Source organism: Janthinobacterium sp. HH102, assembly GCF_001758625.2.
GTDB lineage: Bacteria > Pseudomonadota > Gammaproteobacteria > Burkholderiales > Burkholderiaceae_D > Janthinobacterium.
Genome location: NZ_CP062062.1, coordinates 3,626,581 through 3,650,171, shown reverse-complemented (window position 1 = coordinate 3,650,171; position 23,591 = coordinate 3,626,581). Strand labels below are relative to the sequence as shown.

The window sequence follows — 23,591 nt, the reverse complement described above, 5'->3', positions numbered from 1 at the left end:
TCAGCGATAATACCGGCTCAGATAACGATCCCTATTGATTATGCGCGACATTATTGCTGGATTCCTACGTTTCCAAAAAGAGGTTTTTCCTGAGCGCCGCGAGTTGTTCAAGACCCTGGCCACGGGACAAACCCCGAAGGCCCTGTTCATTTCCTGCTCGGACAGCCGCATGGTGCCCGAACTGGTGACGCAGCGCGAGCCGGGCGAACTCTTCGTGATCCGCAACGCGGGCAACATCGTGCCTTCGTACGGCCCGGAGCCGGGCGGCGTCAGCGCCACGGTGGAATTTGCCGTGTCCGCCCTGAACGTGAGCGACATCGTCATTTGCGGCCATTCCGATTGCGGCGCGATGAAGGCGATCGCCACCTGCGCCTGCCTCGATCACATGCCGGCCGTGCGCAGCTGGCTGCACCATGCGGATGCTGCGCGCATGATCAACGAATCGGTCGACCATCCGACGGAGCAGTCGCGCATCGACGGCATGGTGCGCGCCAACGTGGTCGCGCAACTGAATAACCTGCGCACGCATCCCTCGGTGGCGCTGGCCATGGCGCAACATCGTCTGACCCTGCATGGCTGGGTGTACGACATCGAGAACGGTTCGCTCGACGCGCTCGACGAATCGACCGGCAACTTCGTTCCGCTCGCGGAACATCCGGCCTCGCAGATGTAATCGGCTGCCAGCATCCGAACCGCCCCGGCAGGGGATGCGCGCCGCCGCCGTTCCCCTGCCAGTTTTTGCTCCCTCCGGTACAATCCCGCCTTATGTATATCGATTCCCATTGCCATATCAATTTCCCCGAGCTGGCTGCTCGCATGCCCGAGATCCTCGCCAAGATGGCCGAGAACAAGGTGACGCACGCACTGTGCGTGTCCGTCGACTTGCCGGACTTCCCGCAGGTGCTGGCCCTGGCCGAGCAGTATCCGCATATCTTTGCCTCCGTTGGCGTGCATCCCGATTACGAGGACACGCCTGAACCGTCGGTGGAAGACCTGGTGCGCCTGGCCGACCACCCGAAGATCATCGCCATCGGCGAGACGGGCCTCGATTATTTCCGCCTGACGGGCGACCTCGAGTGGCAGCGCGAGCGTTTCCGCACTCACATCAAAGCTTCAAGAATCACCCGTAAACCCTTGATTATTCACACAAGAGCGGCCAGCGAAGACACGATACGCATCATGCGCGAAGAGGGTGCGGGCGTGGCCGCCGGCGGCGTGGCCGGCGTCATGCATTGCTTTACGGAATCGCTCGAAGTGGCGCGCGCCGCCATCGATATGGGTTTCTATATCTCGTTTTCCGGCATCGTCACGTTCAAGAGCGCCAAGGATTTGCAGGCTGTGGCGCTGGAAGTGCCGCTCGAGCGTATCCTGATCGAGACGGATTCGCCGTATCTGGCCCCCGTGCCGTTCCGCGGCCGAATGAACGAACCGGGCTACGTGGCCCACGTGGCCGAGTACCTGTCGACCCTGAAAGGCATCCCCCTGGACCAGGTGGCGAAACAGACGACGGACAATTTCTTCAAGCTATTCAATCAGTTGCCATAACTTCTTAAGGTCCGACATGATGAGAAAACTCGCTGCGGCGATGCTGCTGTGCTGGGCGACGGCCGGCCAGGCGGCGCCGGAACCGGATGCCTTCTTCCGCGCCGTCTCCGTCAACAACGACAGCGGCGTGCGCGGCATGCTGGCTGACGGCATGAATCCGAACCAGCCTGACGCGCAGCGCGGCGACATACCGCTCGTGCTGGCCCTGCGCGACGATGCGGACAAGGTGTTCAAGCTGCTGCTCGACGCCCCCGGCATCGACATCGAGGCGCGTTCGGCCAACGGCAACACGGCGCTGATGATGGCCGCCTACAAGCACAAGCTGGACGCGGTGAACGCCTTGCTGGCCAAGGGTGCCAAGGTCAACCAGAGCGGCTGGACGGCGCTCCACTATGCGGCCTCGGCGGGCGACTTGCCCATCATGAAGATATTGCTCGACCGCGACGCCGTCGTTGATGCGCGCGCGCCTGCCAATATCACGCCGCTGATGTTTGCCGCCCGCGAAGGACAGGAGGGCGCCGTCAAGCTGCTGTTGTCCTGGGGCGCGGACGCCACCCTGAAAAGCGACCATGGCTGGACGGCCGTGCAGTTCGCCCAGGCCGGCGACAAGCCAGGCGTGGTGGCCATCATCGAAGCGGCACAGAAGGCGCGCGCTGCCCGTAAATAAGTACATGTAAGTAATCGTTCTGATAATATTTTCCATGCCAGCGCCAAAACTGGCATGGAATTGCCTCTCACCTCAGCCCTTTGTTCTCCCTGGCGATTAACGATAATGATCGTGTCGCATTAATCAGGAGATTGTTCGCATGGGCCATCACACCACCGTCAGGCGCCGGCTGTATTGTCGCCGCCCCGCGCGCAGCCCGTGCGATATCACTGCTTTCTGGAATGACAAAACCGATCGGCCATCGGAGCCAGACTCCAAGAGGACAGACATGCTGAATGAACGAGAAATCGAGAGTTGTTACCTGGGGCAATTTATCCCCGTCCATTACCACCACAATATGTTGATGGACCAGAACCGCATGCACGGGTTCAAGTCGGCGATCGATTACGCGGTGAAACCCGGCATGAAGGTGCTGGAGCTGGGCGGCGGCACCGGCGTGCTGTCGTGGTTTGCGGCCGCGCGCGCCGACAAGGTCTGGTGCGTGGAGTTCAATCCGGACATGGTCAAGGAAGCGCGCAAGATGCTGGCGCTCAACCCGAACGGTGAAAAAGTCGAAGTCGTTCATGCGGACGCCTTCGAATACCTGCCGCCCGAGCCCGTCGATGTGGTCATCTGCGAAATGATCCATGTGGGCATGCTGCGCGAAAAGCAGGTGGAAGTGATCGAATCGTTCAAGCGCCGCTACCTGGCCCGCTTCGGCGGCCCGCTGCCCATCTTCCTGCCCGAGGCCGTCATCATGGCCGTGCAGCCGATGCAGCAGGAATACGATTTCGAGGGGTTTTATGCGCCCATCGTGCAATTCCAGGAAACCACGGCCATCCATCCAGGTGTGCTGGAACTGGCGCCGCCGTCCGTCTACAGCATCATCGACTTCAGCCAGCCGACGGACAGCGTGTTCGGCTTCGACGGCAAGTTCGTCGTCGAGCGCAGCGGCACCTTGAACGCCTTGCGTTTCGTCACCAAGAATATCCTGGCCGTCGTGCCCGAGCGCTCGACCACCATCGACTGGCTGAACCACTACATGTGTCTGCCGCTGGCCGCGCCGGTGGCCGTGAAGGCGGGCGACGTGCTGCAGGTGAGCTTCCAGTACCGCGCGGGCGGCTCGATCCCCTCGCTGGAAACGTCGATCCGCGCGCAGGTGATCTATGACGTGAATCTGCAGCCAGTGACGCAGAATCCCGTCTACGCCTGATCAGCTGACCAAACCTGCTGCGCGTCGCGATTTGCGGCCTGCGATGCTCACCGTACTAAAGTACGGTTGCGCTTCTTAGCCACAACTCACTGCCGCTCGCTACGGTTTTGTCAGCCGTTCGAAATCAAATTTGGGCAACGCCGCAGCGATTTCATCCTGCGGCGTTTGTCCATTCAGGGTATATTCCGTCTTTTACCACTGGACAGCTTTATTATCATGGAACAGATCGATCAGCGTTACCTCGTGCAACAGAACAAAATCAGCGACGGCGAGACCAAACCGCCCGTGTTTGCCAAGGTAATGCGCAGCAAGGAAGGCGTGTTTGAAGGCGTGTCCTTCATCAAGTCGAAGGACAAGGCCTCCATCCTGACCATCGAAGAGGCCAACCAGGCCATCAAATGGGCCGCCAGCAAGAAGCCGAACGCGCACGAGTACATCACGAAAGTGATTTGCGTCGGCCAGTAAGCCCCCGTTCATTCCCGTTTTTGCACCGTTCATCCCCGTAGCACGCAGTTCGTCGCACGGCCGTTGCCGCCCCCGCGGCGCTTGGCTATAGTGCCGTCACGGTAGCGGGGCAAGCACGGCTTGCTCCGCACATTTCATTCGAGGGGAACGCGATGCTGGGATTCGTGCTGTGGCTGCTGCTCTTGCTGGTGTGCTGGCCCCTGGCCTTGCTGGCTCTCGTGCTGTATCCGCTGGCCTGGCTGCTGTTGCTGCCATTTCGCCTGATCGGCATCGGCGTGGAAGGCGTGTTCGAATTGCTGCGCGCCATCGTCATGCTGCCGGCTCGGGTGCTCGGTGGCGGGCGGCACTAAACTGGATTTCCCATAAAAAATGGCGCCGTCGGCGCCATTTTTTATGCGTGTACTGCTTACAGGTCGACCATGAAACCGGCGCCGATCGATTTCTGCGAATAGTTATAGTCGATCAGGCTCTGGCCATAGCCGGAGAACAGCTGCAGATAGCCTTTCAGGTTGGCTTTCAATGGGAAAGCCCAGCTGGCCTGCATCGAGCCATGCTTCTTGCTGAAATTGCGGCGCGCCGTCACGGCGTATTCATGGCCCTTGTTGCGGTAGCTCACGCGCAAGTCGCCATGTCCCATGTAATCGGTGATGTCGATATTGTCGTTGTCCGTCGCGCTGTTGTCGAGGCGGTGCCAGATGCGGCCCGTGACGGCCAGGTTGTCTTTTTCCACGCCCAGCTCGGCATACACGCGGTTCCAGCTGCGCGACAGGGTCGAGGTCTGGCCATTCGACTGGTGCACGAGGCCCAGGTTCAGGTAATTGAATTCCAGGCCCGCGAAATTCTTGTTGATCGGCAAGATCAGCATCAGCTCCGGCTGGTAATTGGTCTCGCGGAAGGGGCTCGAAGCCTTGCGGTTATACGCCTGCCAGAAACTTTGCTGCGTGTAGCCGAACCACATGTCGATGGGCGTGCCGGCGATGTCCTCCAGCAGTTTCATCTTGAAACTCAGCTGGAAGGTCAATTCCACGTGCTGGCTCTTGATGCCGGCTGGCGTGAAATCCTGGAACGGTTCGTCGTTCGAGGCGTCGCTGTAATTGGCCAGCAACAGATAGGTGTCGCGGTGCGGGCGGAAGTTGAACAGGCCCCGTTTCGATGCGTCGTTCAGTTCCCACGATTGCTGGGTGCGCGAAATCGGTGCTTCCGGCGGCGCCGCGCCAGCCTGCGCGATGGCGGGGATGGCGGCGTTGACGGCGTCCGGCGTGGCCACGCCCGGCGGGCTGACGGGCGTGATGGGAGCAACCTCGGCAGCCGCTGCCAGGGCCACGGCAGCGGTGACGGGATCGCCGCCGGCGGCGATGGTGGCTTTTTCCGCCGCCTTGGCCAGGGTGTCGAAGCAGCCCAGGCGGGCGCTGGCGTCACCAAGCACGGCGCAACGCTGCATTTGCTGTTCCAGTTCGCCGGCCATGGCCAGCGCCGGCGACGCCAGCAGGGAGGAGAGGATTATTTTTCTTAGTTGGATGGTCATAGGCTGAGTGGGGCATGTCATTCGGTGCGCACCTGGGCTGCATGCCGGCGGCGTCGCCTTGCACGGTAATTCACCGTGCGTATTGATTTTGATTAATCTTTGCTGGATTAATAAAGTTGAAAGTATAGCCGAAACTCTTATTTGTCCTGTGCAACGCGCGTGCGCGTTAATGTCAGTGTTGCGCGCATGGTAAAAACCGGTTACCCGCCACTGCCAAAATCGATGTCTGCTACACTGGAAAACCGGCGCAAACACAGTCGTGCCGGGGCTAGCCATGGAGATTGTGATGACCCGCAAAACACCTATCGAGCGCTACCGCAACATCGGCATCAGCGCCCATATCGACGCCGGCAAGACCACCACCACCGAGCGCATCCTTTTTTATACGGGGGTCAATCACAAGATCGGTGAAGTGCACAACGGCGCCGCCACCATGGACTGGATGGAGCAGGAGCAGGAACGGGGCATCACCATCACCTCGGCCGCCACCACCGCGTTCTGGAAAGGCATGGCCGGCAACTTCCCCGAACACCGCATTAACATCATCGACACGCCCGGCCACGTGGATTTCACGATCGAGGTGGAGCGTTCGATGCGCGTGCTCGACGGCGCCGTGATGGTCTACGACGCCGTCGGCGGCGTGCAGCCCCAGTCCGAGACCGTCTGGCGCCAGGCCAATAAATACCATGTGCCGCGCATCGCCTTCATCAACAAGATGGACCGGGTGGGCGCGGATTTCTTGCGCGTGCGCAAGCAGATCGGCGAGCGCCTGAAGGGCGTGGCCGTGCCCATCCAGCTGCCCATCGGCGCGGAAGAGCATTTTACGGGCGTCATCGACTTGCTGAAAATGCGCGCCATCACCTGGGACGACGCCAGCCAGGGAGTGCAGTTCAGCTATGGCGAGATTCCCGCCGAGCTGCTGGCGCAGGCGCGGGAATGGCACGAGCACCTGGTCGAACAGGCGGCTGAAGCGAGCCTCGACATGACGGAGCGCTACCTGAATGGCGACACGTTCACGGAAGCGGAACTCAAGCAGGCTTTGCGTGCGCGCACCATCCGCAACGAAATCGTGCCCATGCTGTGCGGCAGCGCCTTCAAGAACAAGGGCGTGCAGGCCATGCTCGACGCCGTCATCGAATACCTGCCGTCGCCGCTGGAAGTGCCGCCCATCATGGGCCACGACGAGCACGACAACGAGGTGGAGCGCCATCCGGCCGACGACGAGCATTTCTCGGCGCTGGCCTTCAAGATCATGACGGACCCGTTCGTGGGGCAGCTGACCTTCTTCCGCGTGTATTCGGGCGTGGTGAACTCGGGCGACATGGTCTACAACCCCACCAAGAGCGCGCGCGAGCGGCTGGGGCGCATCCTGCAGATGCATGCGAACGAGCGCAAGGAAATCAAGGAAGTGTATGCGGGCGACATCGCCGCCGCCGTGGGCCTGAAAGCCGTCACCACGGGCGACACCCTGTGCGCCATCGACCACATCATCGTGCTGGAAAAGATGATCTTCCCGGAACCCGTGATTTCCCAGGCCGTCGAACCGAAGACCAAGCCGGACCAGGAAAAGATGGGCATCGCCCTGAACCGCCTGGCGCAGGAAGACCCGTCGTTCAGGGTGCATACGGACGAGGAATCGGGCCAGACCATCATGTCGGGCATGGGCGAACTGCACCTGGAAATTCTGGTCGACCGCATGCGGCGCGAATTCGGCGTGGAAGCGAACGTGGGCAAGCCCCAGGTGGCGTACCGCGAAACCATCACGCGCGCGGTGGAAGATATCGAGGGCAAATTCGTCAAGCAATCGGGCGGACGGGGCCAGTACGGCCACGTGGTGCTGAAACTTGAACCGCTGGAGCCGGGCACGGGCTACCAGTTTGTCGACGCCATCAAGGGCGGCGTGGTGCCGCGCGAATTCATTCCCGCCGTCGACAAGGGCATCATCGAAACCCTGAAGGCGGGCGTGCTGGCCGGCTATCCGGTCGTCGACGTCAAGGCGACATTGACGTTCGGCTCCTACCACGACGTCGATTCCAACGAAAACGCGTTCCGCATGGCCGGCTCCATCGCCTTCAAGGACGGCATGCGCAAGGCGTCGCCCGTGCTGCTGGAACCGATGATGCAGGTGGAGGCGGAAACGCCGGAAGAATTCATGGGCAACGTCATGGGCGACCTGACGGCCCGGCGCGGCATGGTGCAGGGCGTCGACGACATTCCCGGCGGCGCGGGGCGCATCGTCAAGGCCCTGGTGCCGCTGGCGGAAATGTTCGGCTATTCCACCACCCTGCGCTCGCTGACCCAAGGCCGCGCCACGTACACGATGGAATTCAAGCATTATGCGGCAGTGCCCAAGCATATCCTGGACCAGGTAGCATCGGCTGGCAAGGCCAGGTAGGTCGGATTAGCGGGGCAACGCCCCGCGTAATCCGACACCACCACAGGCCATGCCAACAATGTTGTCGGCTTACGCGCCTTGCGCTAAGCCGACCTACGCATCAATTCAGGAGGTTTTGCGCAATGATGGCATCGGCCATCTTCTCCGCCTCGTCCACGGGCTGGCTCAGCGCCTGGGTCGTGTAGACGGTGGATGCCGCCATCGGCTGGTCCAGGGTTGCCCCTTCGCCATGGCTGGTGTCGACAGTCACCGTGGTCGACAGGCCGATGCGCAGCGGGTGGGCGGCCAGCTCTTTCGGGTCCAGCGTGATGCGCACGGGCACGCGCTGCACCACCTTGATCCAGTTGCCCGTGGCGTTTTGCGCCGGCAACAGCGAAAACGCGCTGCCCGTGCCGGCCGACATGCCCAGCACCTTGCCGTGGTAGACGACTTTGCTGCCATACAAATCCGTTTCGATGGTCGCCGCCTGTCCCACGCGGATATTGCGCAATTCGGATTCCTTGAAGTTCGCGTCGACCCATAACTGGTCGAGCGGCACGATGGACATCAGCGGCGTACCCGGTGTGACGTGCGAGCCCAGCTGCACGCTGCGCTTGGCGACATAGCCCGAGACGGGCGCGACCACGGCATTGCGGCGCACGGCCAGCCACGCCTGCAGCACGTCGCCCTTGGCCGACAGCACGGCCGGATGGCTGGCCAGGTTGACGCCGGTCACGCCCGCTTTGGCCGACTCGGCCTGGCGCTGCGCCACGATCAAGGCCGCTTTCGCGTCGTCGACGGCCTGTTTCGCATGAACAAGATCTTCGCCCGAGATCGTGTGGTCCGCCGCCAGCGGCGCGCGGCGCGCCAGGTTGCCCTGCGCCGTGGCCAAGGCCAGGCGGCGCTGCTCGATGACGGCGTCGAACTGTCCCACGCTGGCATAACGCTCGCGTTCCTGGCGCACGACGTTGCCCAACCGTGCCTGCGCCTGGCTCAGGGCCAGGTCCGCATCGATGGCGTTCAGGGTGATCAGCGGCGCGCCCGCTTTCACCATCTGCGTCTCGTCGGCGCGGATGGCGTCGACATTGCCCGTCACTTGCGCGGACAGGGTGACGAGGTTGCCGCCCACGTAGGCATTGTCCGTCACTTCTTCCCTGGACAGCACCAGTTGATAGTAGGCGGTCCAGGCGGCGCCGGCCACGAGAAAGGCGGCCGTGATGGCGATCAGGACGGCCTTGCGTTTGCCCGGCTGTTCGGTGGAGGTGGTTGTGGTGTCGCTGCTCATGATGTATTCCGTAATCGATCGTTATTGTTGAGTCGTCGTGGCGGCAAAGTCGCTGCTGCCCCGGTAGCCGCCGCCCAGGGCCACGGTCAGGCTGATTTCCGCGTTCTGGCGCTGGTTTTGCAGCTGCATGCCCAGGTCCACCTGGCCGCGCACGGTCATTTCCGCGTTCAGTTGCGTGGCGCGGTCGGCCAGCCCTTGCTTGAGTCGCGCATTCGCGTTGCGCAGCTGCGCTTCGCTGGCGCGCAGGTTGTCCTGCTGCAGCCGCAGCTGGTTTTCCACGCCTTGTACCCTGGCACCGGCCTGCGCCACGTCGCGCACGACATTGAAGACGTTCTGGTTGTAGTCGGCGATCAGTTCGTTGCGTTCGCTGCGCGCGCCGGCAAGCTGTGCCTGCAGGCGGCCGCTGTCGAACAGGGGCAAGGACAGGGCGGGGCCGATGAACAGGGTGCGGCTGCCGGACTGCAGCAGCTTGCCCAGTTTGATCGCATCGAGGCCGAACGAGGCGCTCAGGTCGATATCGGGGTAGAACGCCGCCTGCGCCGCCTCGATCTTGCTCATCGATGCTTGCACTCGCCAGCGGGCCGCCTGCAAGTCGGGCCGGCGCGCCAGCAATTCCATGCCCAGCTTGGCGGGCAGGGCGTGCGGCAGCGCCTGCGCCTGTTTCGGCTGCAGGCTGGCCAGCGCCGAGCTGTCGCCGCCGAGCAGGGCGCGCAAGGCTTCCCGTTCCGTGACGACCTGCGTCTCCAGCAGGGCAATCTGCTGCTGAAGCAGGCTCAAACGCGTTTGCGCGGACAGATGGTCATCGCTGACGCCGAGGCCGTTGGCGATGCGCTTTTCCTTGTCCAGCACCAGCAGCTGCTGCAGTTGCACCAGCGCATGCAGGTTGTCCATGCGGGCCCAGCCGTTTTGCATGCTGAAGTAGTGGCGTGCGATCTCGGCGGCCAGCATCTGTTCCGCCATCGCGTATTCGGCGCGGCGGGCATTGACTTCACCGAGGCTGGCCGCGATCTGCGCCTTGTGCCTGCCCCACCAGTCCAGGTCGTAATGGGCTTGCACGCCCACCGTGACCTCGTTGTAGTAATTGCCGCCGATGGGGGCGGGCATCAGGCCGTTGCCCGAATAGCGCTGCCGGTTGGCGTTCGCGTCCAAGTCCAGCCTGGGGCCGCGCTGCGCATGCTGGGCGTCAAACGCGGACAGGGCCGAGCCGATGCGGGCGTTTGCCACCGCCAGGTTCGGGCTGGCGGCCAGCGCCTGTTCAATCAGCTGGTCCAGCTGATCGTCCTGGAACTGGCGCCACCACTGGGCGGCGGGCCAGCCTTCGCTGGCCAGGTGGATGTCGGCCGCCAATTGCACGGTGGCCAGGTCTTGTTGCGGCAGCTGTTGCGTGTCGGGCGGAATGCTGGCGCAGCCGGCCAGGGATAAGCTTAGCGCCAGGACGCTCAGGGAGAGTTTCATCGGTGTGTGCATGAGGGTTATTCCATGGCCGCGTGGTCGACCACGACAGGCGCATTTTTCTTCGGTGGTTTGATCAGGAGCAAAAGCGGCAGCACGAGGATGGTCAGCCACATCATCAGCCAGAAGTCGTCGAGGTAGGAGATCATCGACGCCTGCCGCGTGATTTCGCCATTCAGCGCCGCGATGCCCGTGCTCGTGCCCAGGTCGAACACCTGTGCGATGCCGGGGTCATGCAGGGCAGGGTTGGCAATATTGATGTGTTCCGTCAGGGACGCATGGGCGATCTGCGTATTGCGTACCAACAATGTTTGCACGAGGGCGATGCCGATGCTGCTGCCGATATTGCGCACCAGACTGTAGATTGCCGTGCCTTCCGCCCGCATCTGCGGCGACAGGGTGGCGAACGTGGCCGCGCTCAGGGGCACGAAGACGAGGCCCAGGCCGATGCCTTGGATGATGCCGTTCCACACGACCGTCTTCGGCACCAGGTCCAGGGTGAAATTGGCCATTTGCCACAGCGAAAAGGCGGTAATCGAAAAGCCCACGCCCAGCAGGATGCGCGTATCGATCTTGCCCGTCAGCCTGCCGACGATCAGCATGGCCAGCATCGTGCCCAGGCCGCTGGGGGCCGTCACCAGGCCGGCAATGGCCGCCGGGTAATTCATCAAGCCTTGCAGCATCGACGGCGTCAGCGCGCGGGTGGCGAACAGCACCATGCCGACGATGAAGATGAACAGCAAGCCGCTCACATAGTTCGAATTCTTCAGCAGGCGGTAATCGAGGAAGGACTTGCCGGCCGGGCGCAGGGCCGTGTGGGCGATGAAGTAACAGAGGCTCATGGCCAGCACGATGGCTTCGATCCACGTTTCCGTCGAGGAAAACCAGTCGTTCTGCTCGCCCCGGTCCAGCAGCATCTGCAGCGCGCCGATGGACAGGCTCAAGGTGGCAAAGCCGAACATGTCAAAGTTCATGCGGCGGTTGGGCGGGTCCTTGCGGATGTAGCGCCAGATGCCATAGAAGGCCATGGCGCCGATGGGGATGTTGATGAAGAAGACCCAGCGCCAGCTGTAGCTGTCCGTCAGCCAGCCGCCCAAGGTTGGTCCCAGGATGGGGCCGATCATCACGCCCATGCCCCAGATGGCCATGGCCGAGCCGTGTTTTTCGCGCGGATTGATGTCGAGCAAGACCGCCTGCGACAGCGGCACGAGGGCCGCGCCGAACACGCCCTGCAGCAAGCGGGCGGCGACGATCTCGGACAGGGTGCCGGACAGGCCGCACAGCACGGAGGCGAGCGTGAAACCGGCGACCGACACGAGAAAGGTGTTTTTCTGGCCGAAACGGTCGCACAGCCAGCCCGTCAGGGGCGTGGCGATGGCGGCGGCGACGATGAACGAGGTCAGCACCCAGGTGATCTGGTCTTGCGAGGCGGACAGGCTGCCTTGCATGTGGGGCAGGGCGACGTTGGCGATGGTGCCGTCGAGCGCCTGGATGATGGTGGCGAGCATGATCGAAATCGTGATCATGCGCCGGTTCAAGGTCGGGTCCTGTGAAGCGGGCAGCGCCGGCGTGGTACTGGCTGTGGCCGAACTCATGCGGATTTCTCCGTGGCCGCCTGTAGCGCTTCCAGCAGTTCGGTGGCGGCCTGCAGCTGACCGGGATCAATGCCCTGCAGCAGTTCCTTGCGGAAACCGTCCGCTTCCTTGCGCACCGTGTCATACACCTGCAGGCCAGCTTCCGTCAGCACGACGAGTTTCACGCGGCGGTCCGTTTCCGACGGCTGGCGCTGCACGAAGCCCGATTTCACGAGCCGGTCCAGCATCGACACCATGGTGGGGTTTTCCACGCCCAGCTGATGGGCCAGTTCGCTTTGCGAGGGCGGCTGCGGCGATTTGGCGATCATGGCGATGCACATCCAGCTCGCTTGCCCCAGGTCCAGGTCTTTCAGGCGCCGGTCGATGGCATGGCGCCAGCCGCGCGCCGTCTTGTGGAGCGCGGCGGAAAAGCGCTCTTCGATAGAAATCATAAGGTGAGTCGTCTAATGGTTAGGTGTCTAACTAATATTTTAGCATGCTGGTTTGACAGGCGTACAGGCCTTTCCGTTTGCCGGCGCCGCTGGTACATTAACAGTGAGCCCACCACCATCAGGAGACAGCATGACGACGGAAAAACAGAAGCAGGACGGACAGCACCGCGACAGCAGCGACTTTGTCATCACGCAAACCTTCGACGCGCCGCGCGAGCTGGTGTTCCAGTCGTGGGTGGAGCCCGATCGCCTGGCCCAGTGGTGGGGTCCCGTCGGCTTCGAATTGAGCGTGCTGGCGCTGGACTTGCGGCCGGGCGGCGTCTTCCACTACGGCATGCGCGCCGACAATGGCTACGAGATGTGGGGCAAGTTCACCTACCAGGCCATTGAAGCGCCGGAAAAGATCGTCTCGATCCTGTCCTTCGCCGACAAGCAGGGCAATGCCGTGCAGCACCCGGTCAGCGCGACGTGGCCGCTGGAATCGTTCAATGTCATGACGCTTACCGAGGAAAACGGCAAGACGACGATGACCTTGCGGTCGACGCCCCACAAGGCGACCGATGAGCAGCATGAGACGTTCAAGCAGGGGTTTGAGTCGATGACGCAGGGGTTTAAGGCTACTTTTGCCCAACTGGCACAGTACCTGGCGCGTGTTCAGTGATCGTATTGTTTTGAACGGCGGGCCAGAGCCGCGAGCCTAAGAAAATGGCCATGGCTGCGTTGCTTGGGCTCGCCGTACTCATCGTACTGTCTTCGCCCGCGCGCCTTGCCCTGGCCATTTTTCAGGCCCGCTGGGCCCGGGGAGCCTGGGTTGAGGGGGTGGGCCTATTCTTCTTGCTGTTGCCAGTTCGCGGTTGATGAGCGTCAGCTGTCGCCCCAAAGCAGCCGCTCACCAGCCCTCGTACCGGCCTAAGCTCGCGTTTCCTTAAGCCGGCGCGAACTATAGTAGCTTGGTACGGCACACTCGGGAGATCAGGCTATTCGTGCGTAGGTTTTTCCATCCAAGACTCGTTTCACTTGATCCACGTTTTTCGCCCCGATGCGGACGTAGATCTCCTCTGGCGTGTGGTAGTTGGCGAGCTCACGTATTGCCTTGACTTGGACGACGGATAAGCGCCCGTCCCGCCCGCAAATCTGCGCTATCGCCCAGTCGTTGTCCTTCCACTTTTCGGCGACCCACGGCGCCGGTAATCCCAAGCGTGGATGGTCATTCAGCCACTTGTGCAGAATCTTGTCGCGGTCATCGGGCAGAGGAACAGCGCCTTTCGAAAGCATTCCGTTTTCCCGAAGGTAGCGTAGGCCACTCTTTCCGCCTGGGACCATATTTAGCCGGCGTTCATCATCCCAATGGCCTTCCACCAGAAACTCTTCCGCCTCGTAGAGCTGCTCCAGATCGTCGGTGATAGCCATCACTTTGTGGTGCACGTACGTAAGACGCCCACCCTCTTGCTCCTCTCGAAATCGACGATGGAAAAGCAATGGACTGCCCGTCCCAATCGCGCGACAGTGCTCGGACCAGCGCTTTTGCCAGCTTCGGGTGGACACACCAACATAAAAGTACCCATCGTCAGGGTACGATGCACCAGCGCCGAAGATATGCTGGTAGAGGACGTATGTGCGTTCAGGGTAGTGCTTGGGCGAAAGTAAGAAAACTGCGGGCAACGAAAATACAAGGCTAGGGCTCCTGATCGTGCTTTCGTCAATCTGCGTAGCTCCGCGCATGGCCGCAGCCAAATACGCAGGGTCAGTAACAACTTCCACCGAAATCCTAGGCCGGATAGCTAACTCGCCTTCGCCCAAGGCGCCGAGTCCGTACCCTGACTTGCGGTCCACAGTTCTATGCCCATCCATGAGCTTCTGGAACGGAGCGATGAACCCCTGACGGTCGCTCATGAATATCATGCGCACCACGGGTATCACTTTGCCTGGCGTGAGCCTAAAAACACCGTGGGGATTTGCAGCCACCCGCGCCCATTCCAATCCGAAGTCGGAGGCCCGTATGAAGTCTTCCAGCAATTGCTCAACCTCGCGCCGCCGTCCAATCATCGACTTCGGCGCCAGATGCTCCCACCAAGCCTTGTTTAGCTTCATCGAGTCGCCTCCTATTCTTCAAAAGCCGGCAGGCCCAGCGCATTATTGGTGTCCCTTTTGAGAGCCAAGCTTGCACGTCTGTAGCTCCCCACTCCCAAACCAGCGCCGAACGAGGCATCTTTATGGGGTATCACCGCACTCTAGCTGCACTACCATCGCGGTGATCAAAGCTCAGAAAACGCTCTAGACCATAGAGCCGAACGGCGGCTTCTGGCCGGTTGGTGTCATTGGTAGGCTGCTCCCAAAAGCGGTCACATGTCAAAGAAAAACACGCTTACGCCTTGCTCAGTCATTTTACTTTTGGAGCCAAAGACCACCACGGATTCATGCTTTCGCCTGCTGACTGTTCAAGATCTTGCTCGCTCAAGCTGAAAGCACCAGGGAACTCTTCTAGCGCCTTAGAATAAATCCCCTTGTTTAGACAGAAACTATAGGCAATTAGCAGAACGGATTCAATGAACTGATACGAATGCTGCCAATGCTCTTGAAGCCAACGTTGTAAATGATCGCGAAGACCTGATGGGGGAATTTCATAGGTGTGCCATTGATGGTGCGCGAGCTCGCGAAGTTTGCGGAGGGTAAGGAACTTGTCCTCCCCTTCGGATTCGATCAGTGCAATCCTGGTATGCTCCCAAACCGTCAAAGGATGAAGTCCATCTGGCAGGTTCTCGTATTCCTTGATGTTCATTTCCAGTCAATCTGGCAAAAATCATTAATCAATGTTCGTGGCTGCTATTGGCCGAAGGCTACCGTTAGTAAGCTACGCTCCGGCGCAGACTTTAGCAGAAAATGTCATGGTCACGGCCAGCTGTCAAGATCCGCCGTTGACGGGTCAAAGTTATCCCCCTCAATTTCCAGGATAAACTCATATGGTGATGAGGGCGCGAATTCGGAACGAAGAAAAACACAATCGCCCACGAGTACTTTATCCAGGCGAGCTTCCATCAGTTGCGCTAACTGATAGATTTCACTGATAGGTCCGGCTATCCAGTGGTCAGTAATTTCTGTGGTCGGGCAGGTTCCAATTTCAAGATATTTGTACGGTCCGAAGTGTTCGTGTTCCGAAACAATCCTATTACGTGGGTTGGCGGCATATGCGCGTATCGCCTCGGCTAATTGTCGAAGTCCCGCTTTGAGGCCTCGCAATCGCCATTCTTTGAGATCGTCATCTCTCTCATAGAAAAAACCAAGCTCAAGCCATTCGCACTGGGTCATTGCATTGATTTTTGTGCTTGGCATATCATTCCTATGAGACGGCTCATGGCCGCTTTCCGCCTGGGCCAATAATAGCAGTATGACTAAAGGCGCACTCCCAGCCAGATCACCGATTCCGTGGCGCCGAATACCATGCCGCTCAGTATGCGTCCGAACATCCCGCTGCCTTGCGCGTGGATGGATGCCTGGTCGTGATGTTCCTGCTCGTCCTTGAGGATTGCTGTAATGGCGCCAGCCGCATCATCGTCGTCGCTCAATATAGTGAGTTGGTGCTGCAGATGCCGGAGGACCACCCGTTTGACGGCCACGGTGGTCAGCGAGATCGCGCGCGCACCGCACAGCCCCGTGGCGATGCCCAGCGCATAGCCACCCGCCGCACACAGGGAATAGCTGCGGCAGCGCGGCAAGCCACGGCGTTCGAGAACGTCATGAAATATCGTCCTGTGCTCCCGCTCATGCGCCCTCAAGGCCCGTAGTTCCGGCACGAGATGGCTTGCGGTCAAACGGGCCACGAAGATCTGGCCGGTATAAATGCTGATGGCTCCTTGCTCTCCCGCATGGTTTACCTTCATCGCCCGGTTCGAAAACTGCGTATTCGCATGCATTGATCAATTGCCTTATTGGTTCTGATCGCCCGCCATCCCCAGCATCCCCCGCACCACCGGCAAAACCATCTTCCACGCATTCGACGTCGCGGCAATCTCGTCATAATGACTGGCGCCCGGCAAAATCAGCACCTCCGCATGGTCGCCGGCCTTGAGCACCCTGGCCGCGTAGTCGTGCGCGACGCGGGGAGGGGAGATGGTGTCCAGTTCTCCCGTGGCAAGCACGGTGCGGCTGCCGTTGGGGATCAGGTCGGCGGCGTTGGTGTCGCTGTAGATGTCGGGACGCTCAGTGCTGGCGCTGCCTGCCAGTTGCGCGATGTCGCGTTCGCAGCTGCTCTTGATCAAGTCTTTCTCGTGGCGCAGGTCGGCCAGGCCGCCCAGGCTCAGGATATTTTTTATTGGCAAGTACTTGTCGCGGTACAGGGGGCTGGTCCTGGGCAGCTTTTCGCGGCCGGCGATCCACTGCACCAGCTGGCCGCCGGCCGAGTGGCCCATGGCGACGATGCGGCTCGTGTCGATCTGGTACTGGGGCGCGTGCTGCTGCAGGCTGTCGAGCGCCGCGTGCATGTCTTCGTAGGTGCCCGGATAGCCGCCACCCGGCTCGTCGACCCGGCGGTACTCGACGTTCCACACGGCGATGCCTTGCGCGACGAGGGCGCCGGCCACGTTGCGCATCTGTTTGATGCCGCCGAAGGCCACCGTCCAGCAGCCGCCATGGACGAGCACGACGACGGGGAACGGGCCGCTGCCTTCGGGCCGGAACAGCTGCGCGTATTGCGACGGCGCGGGGCCATACGCGATCTGCGCCGTGGGGGCGGGGCCGCTCAGGGCCAGGTAATCGTCGAGGCTCATGGGGGCGGCGACGGCGCCTTGGACGGAGGCGAGCAGGGCGGTGGCGATCAGGGAGGACGGCAAGGTGGTAGGCATGCTGGGATTCGCTTGAGAAGAGAGCAACACTTTAGCATAGGGTCGCGTGGGGGGAGAGATCAAGGGGCATGCTGTTTTCCTCCTGCAAGAGCGTTGCCCCATGGTATATTTCGGGCATCAGTTTTCCCCTTATCGACACGGTGCACGCAAACAACATTCTTTCCTTGCTGGACGCCGAACATAGTGCGCTGGGCAGCATCGCGGCAGGCGCCGACCTGGCCCAGGCATTGGAGCATTTGTTGCTGGCGCTGCAAGACCTGGCCGAGGGCGGCGCGCATGCCTGCCTGGTGCTCATCGACGAGGCCGACCGCTTTTGCGGCTTGTCCGCGCCCAGCCTGCCACAAGACCTGTGCCTGGCCCTGCGCCACGGCGGCGAACAGCCTTCTCCATTCGGCACGGCGGCCTTTTCCGGCGCGCCCGTATATTGCGGCGACATCACGCGCGACGTGAACTGGAGCGCCGGACGCAAGGAAGCCATGCTGCACGGCTACCGCGCCTGCTGGGTCGCCCCCGTCTTTGGCGCGAAGGGGCATATCCTGGGTGTGCTGGGCCTGTTTTTCCAGGCGACATGCCATCCCACGCAACCGGAAATCGAACTGCTGGCGCTGGCCGCGCGCGTGGCCGCGCATGTCATCGAGCGGGGCCAGCTGGAACAGGCGCTGCACGACAGCCGCGAACACTTTCATTACGCCATCGAGCTCAACACGCAAGTGCTGTGGACGGCCGACCTCGACGGCAAGCTCGACTATGTGGCGCAGCGCTGGCGCGACTGGACGGGCGGCAGCGGCCTCGGTACCAGCTGGCTGGACGCCATCCATCCCGAGGACGTGCCCCGCACACTGGCGGCGTGGAGCGAAGCGGTGGGCAGCGGCCAGCCCCTGGACCAGGAAATGCGCGTGCGCCGGCAGGATGGCCAATACCGCTGGGTGCATTCGCGCGCGTATTGCCGGCGAGACGAACGCGGCCAAGCCGTGAAATGGTATGGCTCCTGCGAAGATATCGACGAACACTGGCAGGCGCGCAACGCCTTGCTCGACAGCGAGGCGCAGTTCCGTTCGCTTGCCTCGACCATGCCCAACCAGGCCTGGCTGGCGCATGGCAGCGGCGCCACCTACTGGGTCAACGAACAGGTGTGCGAATACACAGGGCAATCGATGAAGTCGCTTGTATCGAGCGGCTTTCGCCACTGCGTGCATCCGGACGACGTGCAGATCACGCAGAAAAGCTGGGACCGGGCCGTCGCCACCGCCAGCGCCTATGAGCAGGAGTTCCGCATGCGCCGCGCCAGCGACGGCGCCTACCGCTGGTTCCTGGCGCGCGCCTTGCCCCTGTTCGACGAGGCGGGCAAGGTACTGCGCTGGGTGGGCACGAATACGGACGTGCAGGAACAGAAGAACGTGCTGGAAAAGATGGCCTACCTGAATTCCTCGCTGGAAGTGGAAATGGCCAACCGCACGGCAGACCGCGACCGCATGTGGCGGCTGTCCACCGACATTATGCTGGTGGCGGACCTGTCCGGCATGATCATTGCCGTCAACCCCGCATGGAGCAAGATCCTCGAGCGCCCGGAAATCGAATCGCTGGGCATGGACTTCATCAGCCTCGTGCATCCCGACGACCGCATGGCGGCCCTGCAGGATTTGTCGCGCCTGGCCCACGGCGCGCCCACCTTGCGCATGGAAAACCGCTACCGCCGCCGCGATGGCGGCTACCGCTGGATTTCCTGGACGGCCGTGCCGGCGCAAAAGCTGATTCACGCCATCGGCCGCGACGTCACCGATGAAAAAGAGGCGCGTCTGGCGCTCGTGCGCAGCGAGCAAGCCTTGTTGCAGGCGCAAAAGCTGGAATCGATCGGCAAGCTGACTGGCGGCGTGGCCCATGATTTCAATAACGTGCTGCAAATCATCTCCGGTAATTTGCAGTTGCTGAAGCTGACCGTGGCCGATAATCCGCAGGCGGCCAGGCGCCTCGATTCAGCCGCCTCGGCCGTCGAGCGGGGCGCCAAGCTGTCGTCGCAACTGCTGGCCTTTGCACGGCGCCAGCCATTAAAACCGCTGGTGACGGACCTGGGCCGGCTGCTGCGCCGCATGCATGAGCTGATCCGCCGCGCCCTGGGTGAGGCGATTACCGAGGAAACCTTCATCAGCGAAGGCTTGTGGCATACCCTGGTCGACCCGAACCAGATGGAAAACGTGCTGCTGAACATGGCCATCAATGCGCGCGACGCGATGGACAAGGGCGGGCGCCTCACGTTTACCTTGAGTAACGTCACGCTCGACGCCGCCTATGCCAGCCTGCATGCCGATGTGCTGGAGGGGCAATACGTGCTGCTGACCATCACGGATACGGGCCACGGCATGGAGCGCGACGTGATCGACCAGATATTCGAACCGTTCTTCACGACGAAAAAGGAAGGCGAGGGCACGGGCCTGGGCCTGTCCATGGCGTACGGCTTCATCCGCCAAAGCGCGGGCCACATCAAGGTGCATAGCGCGCCGGGCGCCGGCACGACGTTCAAGATATATTTGCCGCGCTCACTGGAAAAGCTGGCCGAACCGCCGCCTGGCCTGACGGGCCCCGTGCTGGGCGGCGGCGAGACCATCCTCGTGGTGGAAGACGACGCGCCCGTGCAGCACACGGTGGTCGACATGCTGCGCGGCCTAGGCTACGACGTGCTGCATGCGGACGACGGCGCCTCGGCGCTGGCCCTGCTGGGCACGGGCGTGGCCATCGACCTGCTGTTTACGGACGTCGTCATGCCCGGTCCCGTCAGCAGCAAGGAGCTGGCGCAGCAGGCGAGATTGCTGCTGCCGGACCTGGCCGTGCTGTTTACCTCGGGCTATACGCATAACGCCATCATGCGCGGCGGGCGCTTGGACGCTGGCGTCGAGCTGTTGAGCAAACCCTACCGGCGCGAAGACCTGGCGCGGCGCATCCGCCATTTGCTGGCCGACCGCCGCCTGGTGGGCGCGCCCGATCCGTCCGGGCGGCGCATCCTGCTGGTGGAAGACAATGACGATGCGCGCGAAATGACCACCGAGATGCTCAATATGCTGGGGCACACCGTGCACGGCGTGGCCAGCGCGGAAGCGGCCATGCCGCTGTTGGCCATGCCGGGCCTGGACGTGCTGGTGACGGACATCAGCCTGCCCACCATGTCCGGCCTGGAGCTGGCGCGCCATGCGCGCGCGCACTGGCCGCAGCTGGAGGTGGTGTTTGCTTCAGGACACGACTGGGGCGCCAGCCTGATGCAGGACGCCAGCGCGCGCTTCCTGCGCAAGCCGTTTGGCCTGGAAGAGCTGGCCAGCGCACTGAAGGCACGCCGGCTCGACGTCTACTGACCTGGCGGCAGCAAGGCCCGCTGTAATTGCTTGACGGTAAATGGTTTCACCAGAAAGCGCGCCTGCGGGTCGAGCACGCCGGAATTGGCCGGCGCATGGCCGGTGGAAAACACCACTTCCAGCTGCGGATAGTCGCGCGCCGCCAGCTCGGCCAGCTGGACGCCCGACATCTGCGGCAGGCTGATATCGGTCAGCAGCAGATCCAGTCCCGGCGTGCCCAGCAGCGGCAGGGCTTCCTCGGCCGTGCCCACGGCCAGCACCGTGTGACCGAGCATGGCCAGCAGTTCGCTCGTCATCGCGCGCGCGTCGGCATTGTCTTCCACCAGCAGGATATGCCTTCCCTCCGGCAGCGCCGGCGCAGGCTGCGGCGCCAGCTGCGCACGGTACTGGTGCAGGGCCGTCACATGGCGGCCATTGGCCAGCAGGTGGCGGATGCGCCGCGCCAGGTCTTCGCGCCGGTAGGGCTTGCTCAACAGCTCCACGCCCGGCTCCAGGCGGCCGCCTTGCATGATGGCGTCCTGCGTGTAGCCCGAGGTAAACAACACGGCCAGCTGCGGCAGCAGCAAGCGGGCCTGGCGCGCCAGTTCCGTGCTGGCTACCTTGCCCGGCATTACCACGTCCGTAAACAGCAGGTCGATGGGCACGCCGCTGCCGACGATGGCCAGCGCGCTTTCGCCGTCGCTGGCGCGCAGCACGACGTAGCCGAGGCCGCGCAGCATGTCCACCACCGTCGTCTGCACCTGCACGTCGTCTTCCACGACGAGGATGGTTTCCTTGCCGCCCAGCACGGGTCCGCCCAGTTGCAGCGGCAGTTCCGTTTCCGCTTCGAGCGAGCGCGGCAGGTAGATGCGGAAGGTGCTGCCGTGGCCCGGCAGACTGTCCACCGTCAGGTGGCCGCCGCTCTGGCGCAGGAAGCCATAGGCCATGCTCAAACCCAGGCCCGTGCCTTCGCCTTCGCTTTTGGTCGTGAAGAACGGTTCGAAAATCTTGTCCAGCAGTTCGGCGGGAATGCCCGTGCCCGTATCCGAGACGGCAAGCTGCACGTAGTCGCCGGGTGCCACGTCCGCATGGCGGGCCGCGTAGCCGCTGTCCAGCACGCTGTTGCTCAGTTCGATGGTCAGCTGGCCCTGGCCATTCATGGCGTCGCGCGCGTTGATGGCCAGGTTGAGGATGACGTTTTCCAGCTGGTGCGGGTCGACCAGGGCGCGCCAGCAGTCGTCGGCCAGCAGCAGACGCGTCTCGATGGTTTCGCCCGTGGCGCGCCGCAGCAGCTCTTCCGTCGAACGCAGCAGCTGCGCCAGGTCCGTCACCAGCGGTTTCAACGGTTGACGCCGCGCAAAGGCCAGCAGCTGGGCCGACAGCTTGGCGCCCCGTTCCACGGCGGACGAGGCGCTGGCGATGCGCTTGGCAGCCAGCGGGTCGCCATCCAGGGTCATCTGCAGCAGTTGCAGATTGCCCGAGATAATTTGCAGGACGTTATTGAAATCATGGGCCACGCCGCCCGTCAGCTTGCCCAGCGCTTCGAGCTTTTGCGATTGCAGCAGGGCCATCTCGCTGTGGCGCAACGATTCCTGCATGCTGCGCAAGGTGCTTTCCGCCTCCTTTTCCAGGGTGACGTGGCGCCCGGTGGCAAACACCAGGTCGCCTTCGGTCGCCGCCACCCACGACAGCCAGCGGTGGCCGCCATCGCGGTGCCGGTAGCGGTTTTCAAAGCTGGGCATGGCTTCACGCGACACTTGCGCCAGCGCCTGGCGCGTGGCGGCCGCATCCTCGGGCAGCACGAAGTCGAAAAGGCTGCGGCCCAGCATTTCCTCGGGCAGCCAGCCCAGGATGGCGCTGGCGGCCGGGTTGACTGCGGTAAAGCAGCCGTCGGCATCGATGGCCACCATCAGGTCTTGCGCGCTGCGCCACAGCCGTTCGCGCTCGCTGTTGCGGGCGGCCAGGTCCGCTTCCAGTTTCTTTTCCACGGTGATGTCGCGCGCGCTGCAATACACTTTCTCGCCCTCGGGCACGGCCACCCACGACAGCCAGTGCCAGCCGCCCAGCTTGTGGCGGTAGCGGTTTTCGAAGCGTAGCGCCGGCTGGCCCTGGTTGGCTGCCTCCCAGGCCGCATAGGTGCGCGGTAAGTCTTCGGGATGGATCAGTTCAAAAAATTTCGTCGTGCGGATTTCCTCGACCGACCAGCCCAGGGTGGCTTGCCAGGCGGGGTTCGAGTGTTCGAAATAGCCGTCGAGGTTGAGCACGCCCAGCAAGTCGGGGCTGACGTTCCATGTGCGGCCGAACTCGCGCGTGCGCTCGGCCACCTGCGTTTCCATGGTGGCGCTGAGGGCGCGCAGGCGCGATTCCGCCCTGGCCCGCAAGATGGTCGACCAGACCCGTTCCGACACTTGCACGGCCAGTTCGATTTCGTCCGCATGCCACAGCCGTGCCGCGCTGCTGTGCACGACGAACAGGGCCGCCAGCCGGCCCTCCTTGGCAATGGGAATGTTCAGGAAGGCACGGATGCCCAGGCGCGCGAACGTGGCCAGCGCGGCCGGCATGGCCGTGCGCGGGTCGCTCGCCACATCGCTGACGGCCAGCGCCTGGCCGGCGGCCAGGGCATCGGCCAGGCGGGCGGCATAATCGCCGAGGAAATACTCGCCGGCGGCGCCGGGCGCCAGGCCGTCGCTCCACGCATGCTGCAGGGTAGGGCATTGCAGGCTCTGGTCGATATCGAAACAGGCCACCTGCTGGGCGCCCAGGCGCTGTCCCAGCAGCTGCGCCGACAGGGACAGGATCTCGCCCGTGTCCTGCAGCAGCCGCAGCCGGCGTTCCAGCTGCAGCAAGAAGGCGACGCCGCTGGCGCCGGCCTGGCCGCGGGGGGCGGGTGTGATGGTCATGC

At 62.6% G+C, this 23,591-nt stretch carries 20 protein-coding genes; 9 read left to right on the top strand and 11 right to left on the bottom strand.

What is annotated here, in order from left to right; translation table 11 throughout:
- Nucleotides 1-40: 40 nt before the first annotated feature.
- The 6 genes from JAB4_RS16550 (at nt 41) to JAB4_RS16525 (ending at nt 4,219) form a co-directional block, all read left to right on the top strand.
- Nucleotides 41-673 (top strand): carbonic anhydrase, encoded by a 633-nt coding sequence (locus JAB4_RS16550; protein ID WP_034756156.1) that lies wholly within the window; start codon nt 41-43, stop codon nt 671-673.
- 92 nt (nt 674-765) lie between these two features.
- Nucleotides 766-1,545 (top strand): TatD family hydrolase, encoded by a 780-nt coding sequence (locus JAB4_RS16545; protein ID WP_070218345.1) that lies wholly within the window; start codon nt 766-768, stop codon nt 1,543-1,545.
- Between the two features lie 16 nt (nt 1,546-1,561).
- Nucleotides 1,562-2,212: an ankyrin repeat domain-containing protein gene (locus JAB4_RS16540; RefSeq protein ID WP_070218344.1), complete on the top strand. Its 651-nt coding sequence runs from the start codon at nt 1,562-1,564 to the stop codon at nt 2,210-2,212.
- Between the two features lie 268 nt (nt 2,213-2,480).
- On the top strand, nt 2,481-3,404 hold the full coding sequence (locus JAB4_RS16535) for a methyltransferase domain-containing protein (RefSeq protein WP_070218343.1): 924 nt from the start codon (nt 2,481-2,483) through the stop codon (nt 3,402-3,404).
- A 216-nt stretch (nt 3,405-3,620) separates the two neighbouring features.
- On the top strand, nt 3,621-3,869 hold the full coding sequence (locus JAB4_RS16530; protein WP_070218342.1) for a hypothetical protein: 249 nt from the start codon (nt 3,621-3,623) through the stop codon (nt 3,867-3,869).
- Nucleotides 3,870-4,021: 152 nt separating this feature from the next.
- Nucleotides 4,022-4,219, top strand: a complete 198-nt coding sequence (locus JAB4_RS16525; protein WP_070218341.1) for a hypothetical protein — start codon at nt 4,022-4,024, stop codon at nt 4,217-4,219.
- Between the two features lie 56 nt (nt 4,220-4,275).
- Here JAB4_RS16525 and JAB4_RS16520 read toward each other — a convergent pair whose 3' ends face one another.
- The gene (locus tag JAB4_RS16520; protein WP_070218340.1) at nt 4,276-5,394 is read right to left on the bottom strand and encodes a phospholipase A; all 1,119 of its coding nucleotides are present in this window, start codon (nt 5,392-5,394) and stop codon (nt 4,276-4,278) included.
- A gap of 286 nt (nt 5,395-5,680) precedes the next feature.
- On the opposite strand from JAB4_RS16520, the gene fusA reads away from it, so the two are divergent.
- Nucleotides 5,681-7,789: an elongation factor G gene (fusA, locus tag JAB4_RS16515; protein ID WP_070218541.1), complete on the top strand. Its 2,109-nt coding sequence runs from the start codon at nt 5,681-5,683 to the stop codon at nt 7,787-7,789.
- 100 nt (nt 7,790-7,889) lie between these two features.
- Here fusA and JAB4_RS16510 read toward each other — a convergent pair whose 3' ends face one another.
- The 4 genes from JAB4_RS16510 to JAB4_RS16495 are packed head-to-tail and all read right to left on the bottom strand — an operon-like array spanning nt 7,890 to nt 12,531.
- Nucleotides 7,890-9,053 (bottom strand): HlyD family efflux transporter periplasmic adaptor subunit, encoded by a 1,164-nt coding sequence (locus JAB4_RS16510; RefSeq protein WP_070218339.1) that lies wholly within the window; start codon nt 9,051-9,053, stop codon nt 7,890-7,892.
- Between the two features lie 21 nt (nt 9,054-9,074).
- Nucleotides 9,075-10,520, bottom strand: coding sequence for an efflux transporter outer membrane subunit (locus JAB4_RS16505; protein ID WP_070218338.1), 1,446 nt, complete (start codon nt 10,518-10,520; stop codon nt 9,075-9,077).
- Between the two features lie 5 nt (nt 10,521-10,525).
- Nucleotides 10,526-12,100: a DHA2 family efflux MFS transporter permease subunit gene (locus tag JAB4_RS16500; protein WP_070218337.1), complete on the bottom strand. Its 1,575-nt coding sequence runs from the start codon at nt 12,098-12,100 to the stop codon at nt 10,526-10,528.
- Nucleotides 12,097-12,531, bottom strand: coding sequence for a MarR family transcriptional regulator (locus JAB4_RS16495; RefSeq protein ID WP_070218336.1), 435 nt, complete (start codon nt 12,529-12,531; stop codon nt 12,097-12,099). The genes JAB4_RS16500 and JAB4_RS16495 overlap by 4 nt, the downstream gene beginning before the upstream one ends.
- A 130-nt stretch (nt 12,532-12,661) precedes the next feature.
- On the opposite strand from JAB4_RS16495, the gene JAB4_RS16490 reads away from it, so the two are divergent.
- Entirely contained in the window at nt 12,662-13,192 is a 531-nt protein-coding gene (locus JAB4_RS16490) for an SRPBCC domain-containing protein (RefSeq protein ID WP_070218335.1), read from the top strand.
- 311 nt (nt 13,193-13,503) lie between these two features.
- Here JAB4_RS16490 and JAB4_RS16485 read toward each other — a convergent pair whose 3' ends face one another.
- The 5 genes from JAB4_RS16485 to JAB4_RS16465 form a co-directional block, all read right to left on the bottom strand.
- Nucleotides 13,504-14,622, bottom strand: a complete 1,119-nt coding sequence (locus JAB4_RS16485) for a hypothetical protein (protein ID WP_070218334.1) — start codon at nt 14,620-14,622, stop codon at nt 13,504-13,506.
- Between the two features lie 289 nt (nt 14,623-14,911).
- The gene (locus JAB4_RS16480; protein WP_070218333.1) at nt 14,912-15,310 is read right to left on the bottom strand and encodes a hypothetical protein; all 399 of its coding nucleotides are present in this window, start codon (nt 15,308-15,310) and stop codon (nt 14,912-14,914) included.
- Between the two features lie 110 nt (nt 15,311-15,420).
- Nucleotides 15,421-15,861 carry a hypothetical protein gene (locus JAB4_RS16475; protein WP_139143680.1) on the bottom strand — a complete coding sequence of 147 codons (441 nt, stop codon included), beginning with the start codon at nt 15,859-15,861 and terminating at the stop codon, nt 15,421-15,423.
- Nucleotides 15,862-15,920: 59 nt separating this feature from the next.
- Nucleotides 15,921-16,442, bottom strand: coding sequence for a demethoxyubiquinone hydroxylase family protein (locus tag JAB4_RS16470; protein ID WP_070218331.1), 522 nt, complete (start codon nt 16,440-16,442; stop codon nt 15,921-15,923).
- Between the two features lie 12 nt (nt 16,443-16,454).
- Nucleotides 16,455-17,369 carry an alpha/beta hydrolase gene (locus JAB4_RS16465; protein WP_070218330.1) on the bottom strand — a complete coding sequence of 305 codons (915 nt, stop codon included), beginning with the start codon at nt 17,367-17,369 and terminating at the stop codon, nt 16,455-16,457.
- A 68-nt stretch (nt 17,370-17,437) separates the two neighbouring features.
- Between JAB4_RS16465 and JAB4_RS16460 the strand changes: the two genes are divergently transcribed.
- Entirely contained in the window at nt 17,438-20,710 is a 3,273-nt protein-coding gene (locus JAB4_RS16460; protein ID WP_227741970.1) for a PAS domain-containing protein, read from the top strand.
- Here the strand turns inward: JAB4_RS16460 and JAB4_RS16455 are convergent.
- Nucleotides 20,704-23,589, bottom strand: a complete 2,886-nt coding sequence (locus tag JAB4_RS16455) for a PAS domain-containing protein (protein ID WP_070218329.1) — start codon at nt 23,587-23,589, stop codon at nt 20,704-20,706. The genes JAB4_RS16460 and JAB4_RS16455 overlap by 7 nt on opposite strands.
- Nucleotides 23,590-23,591 lie beyond the last annotated feature (2 nt).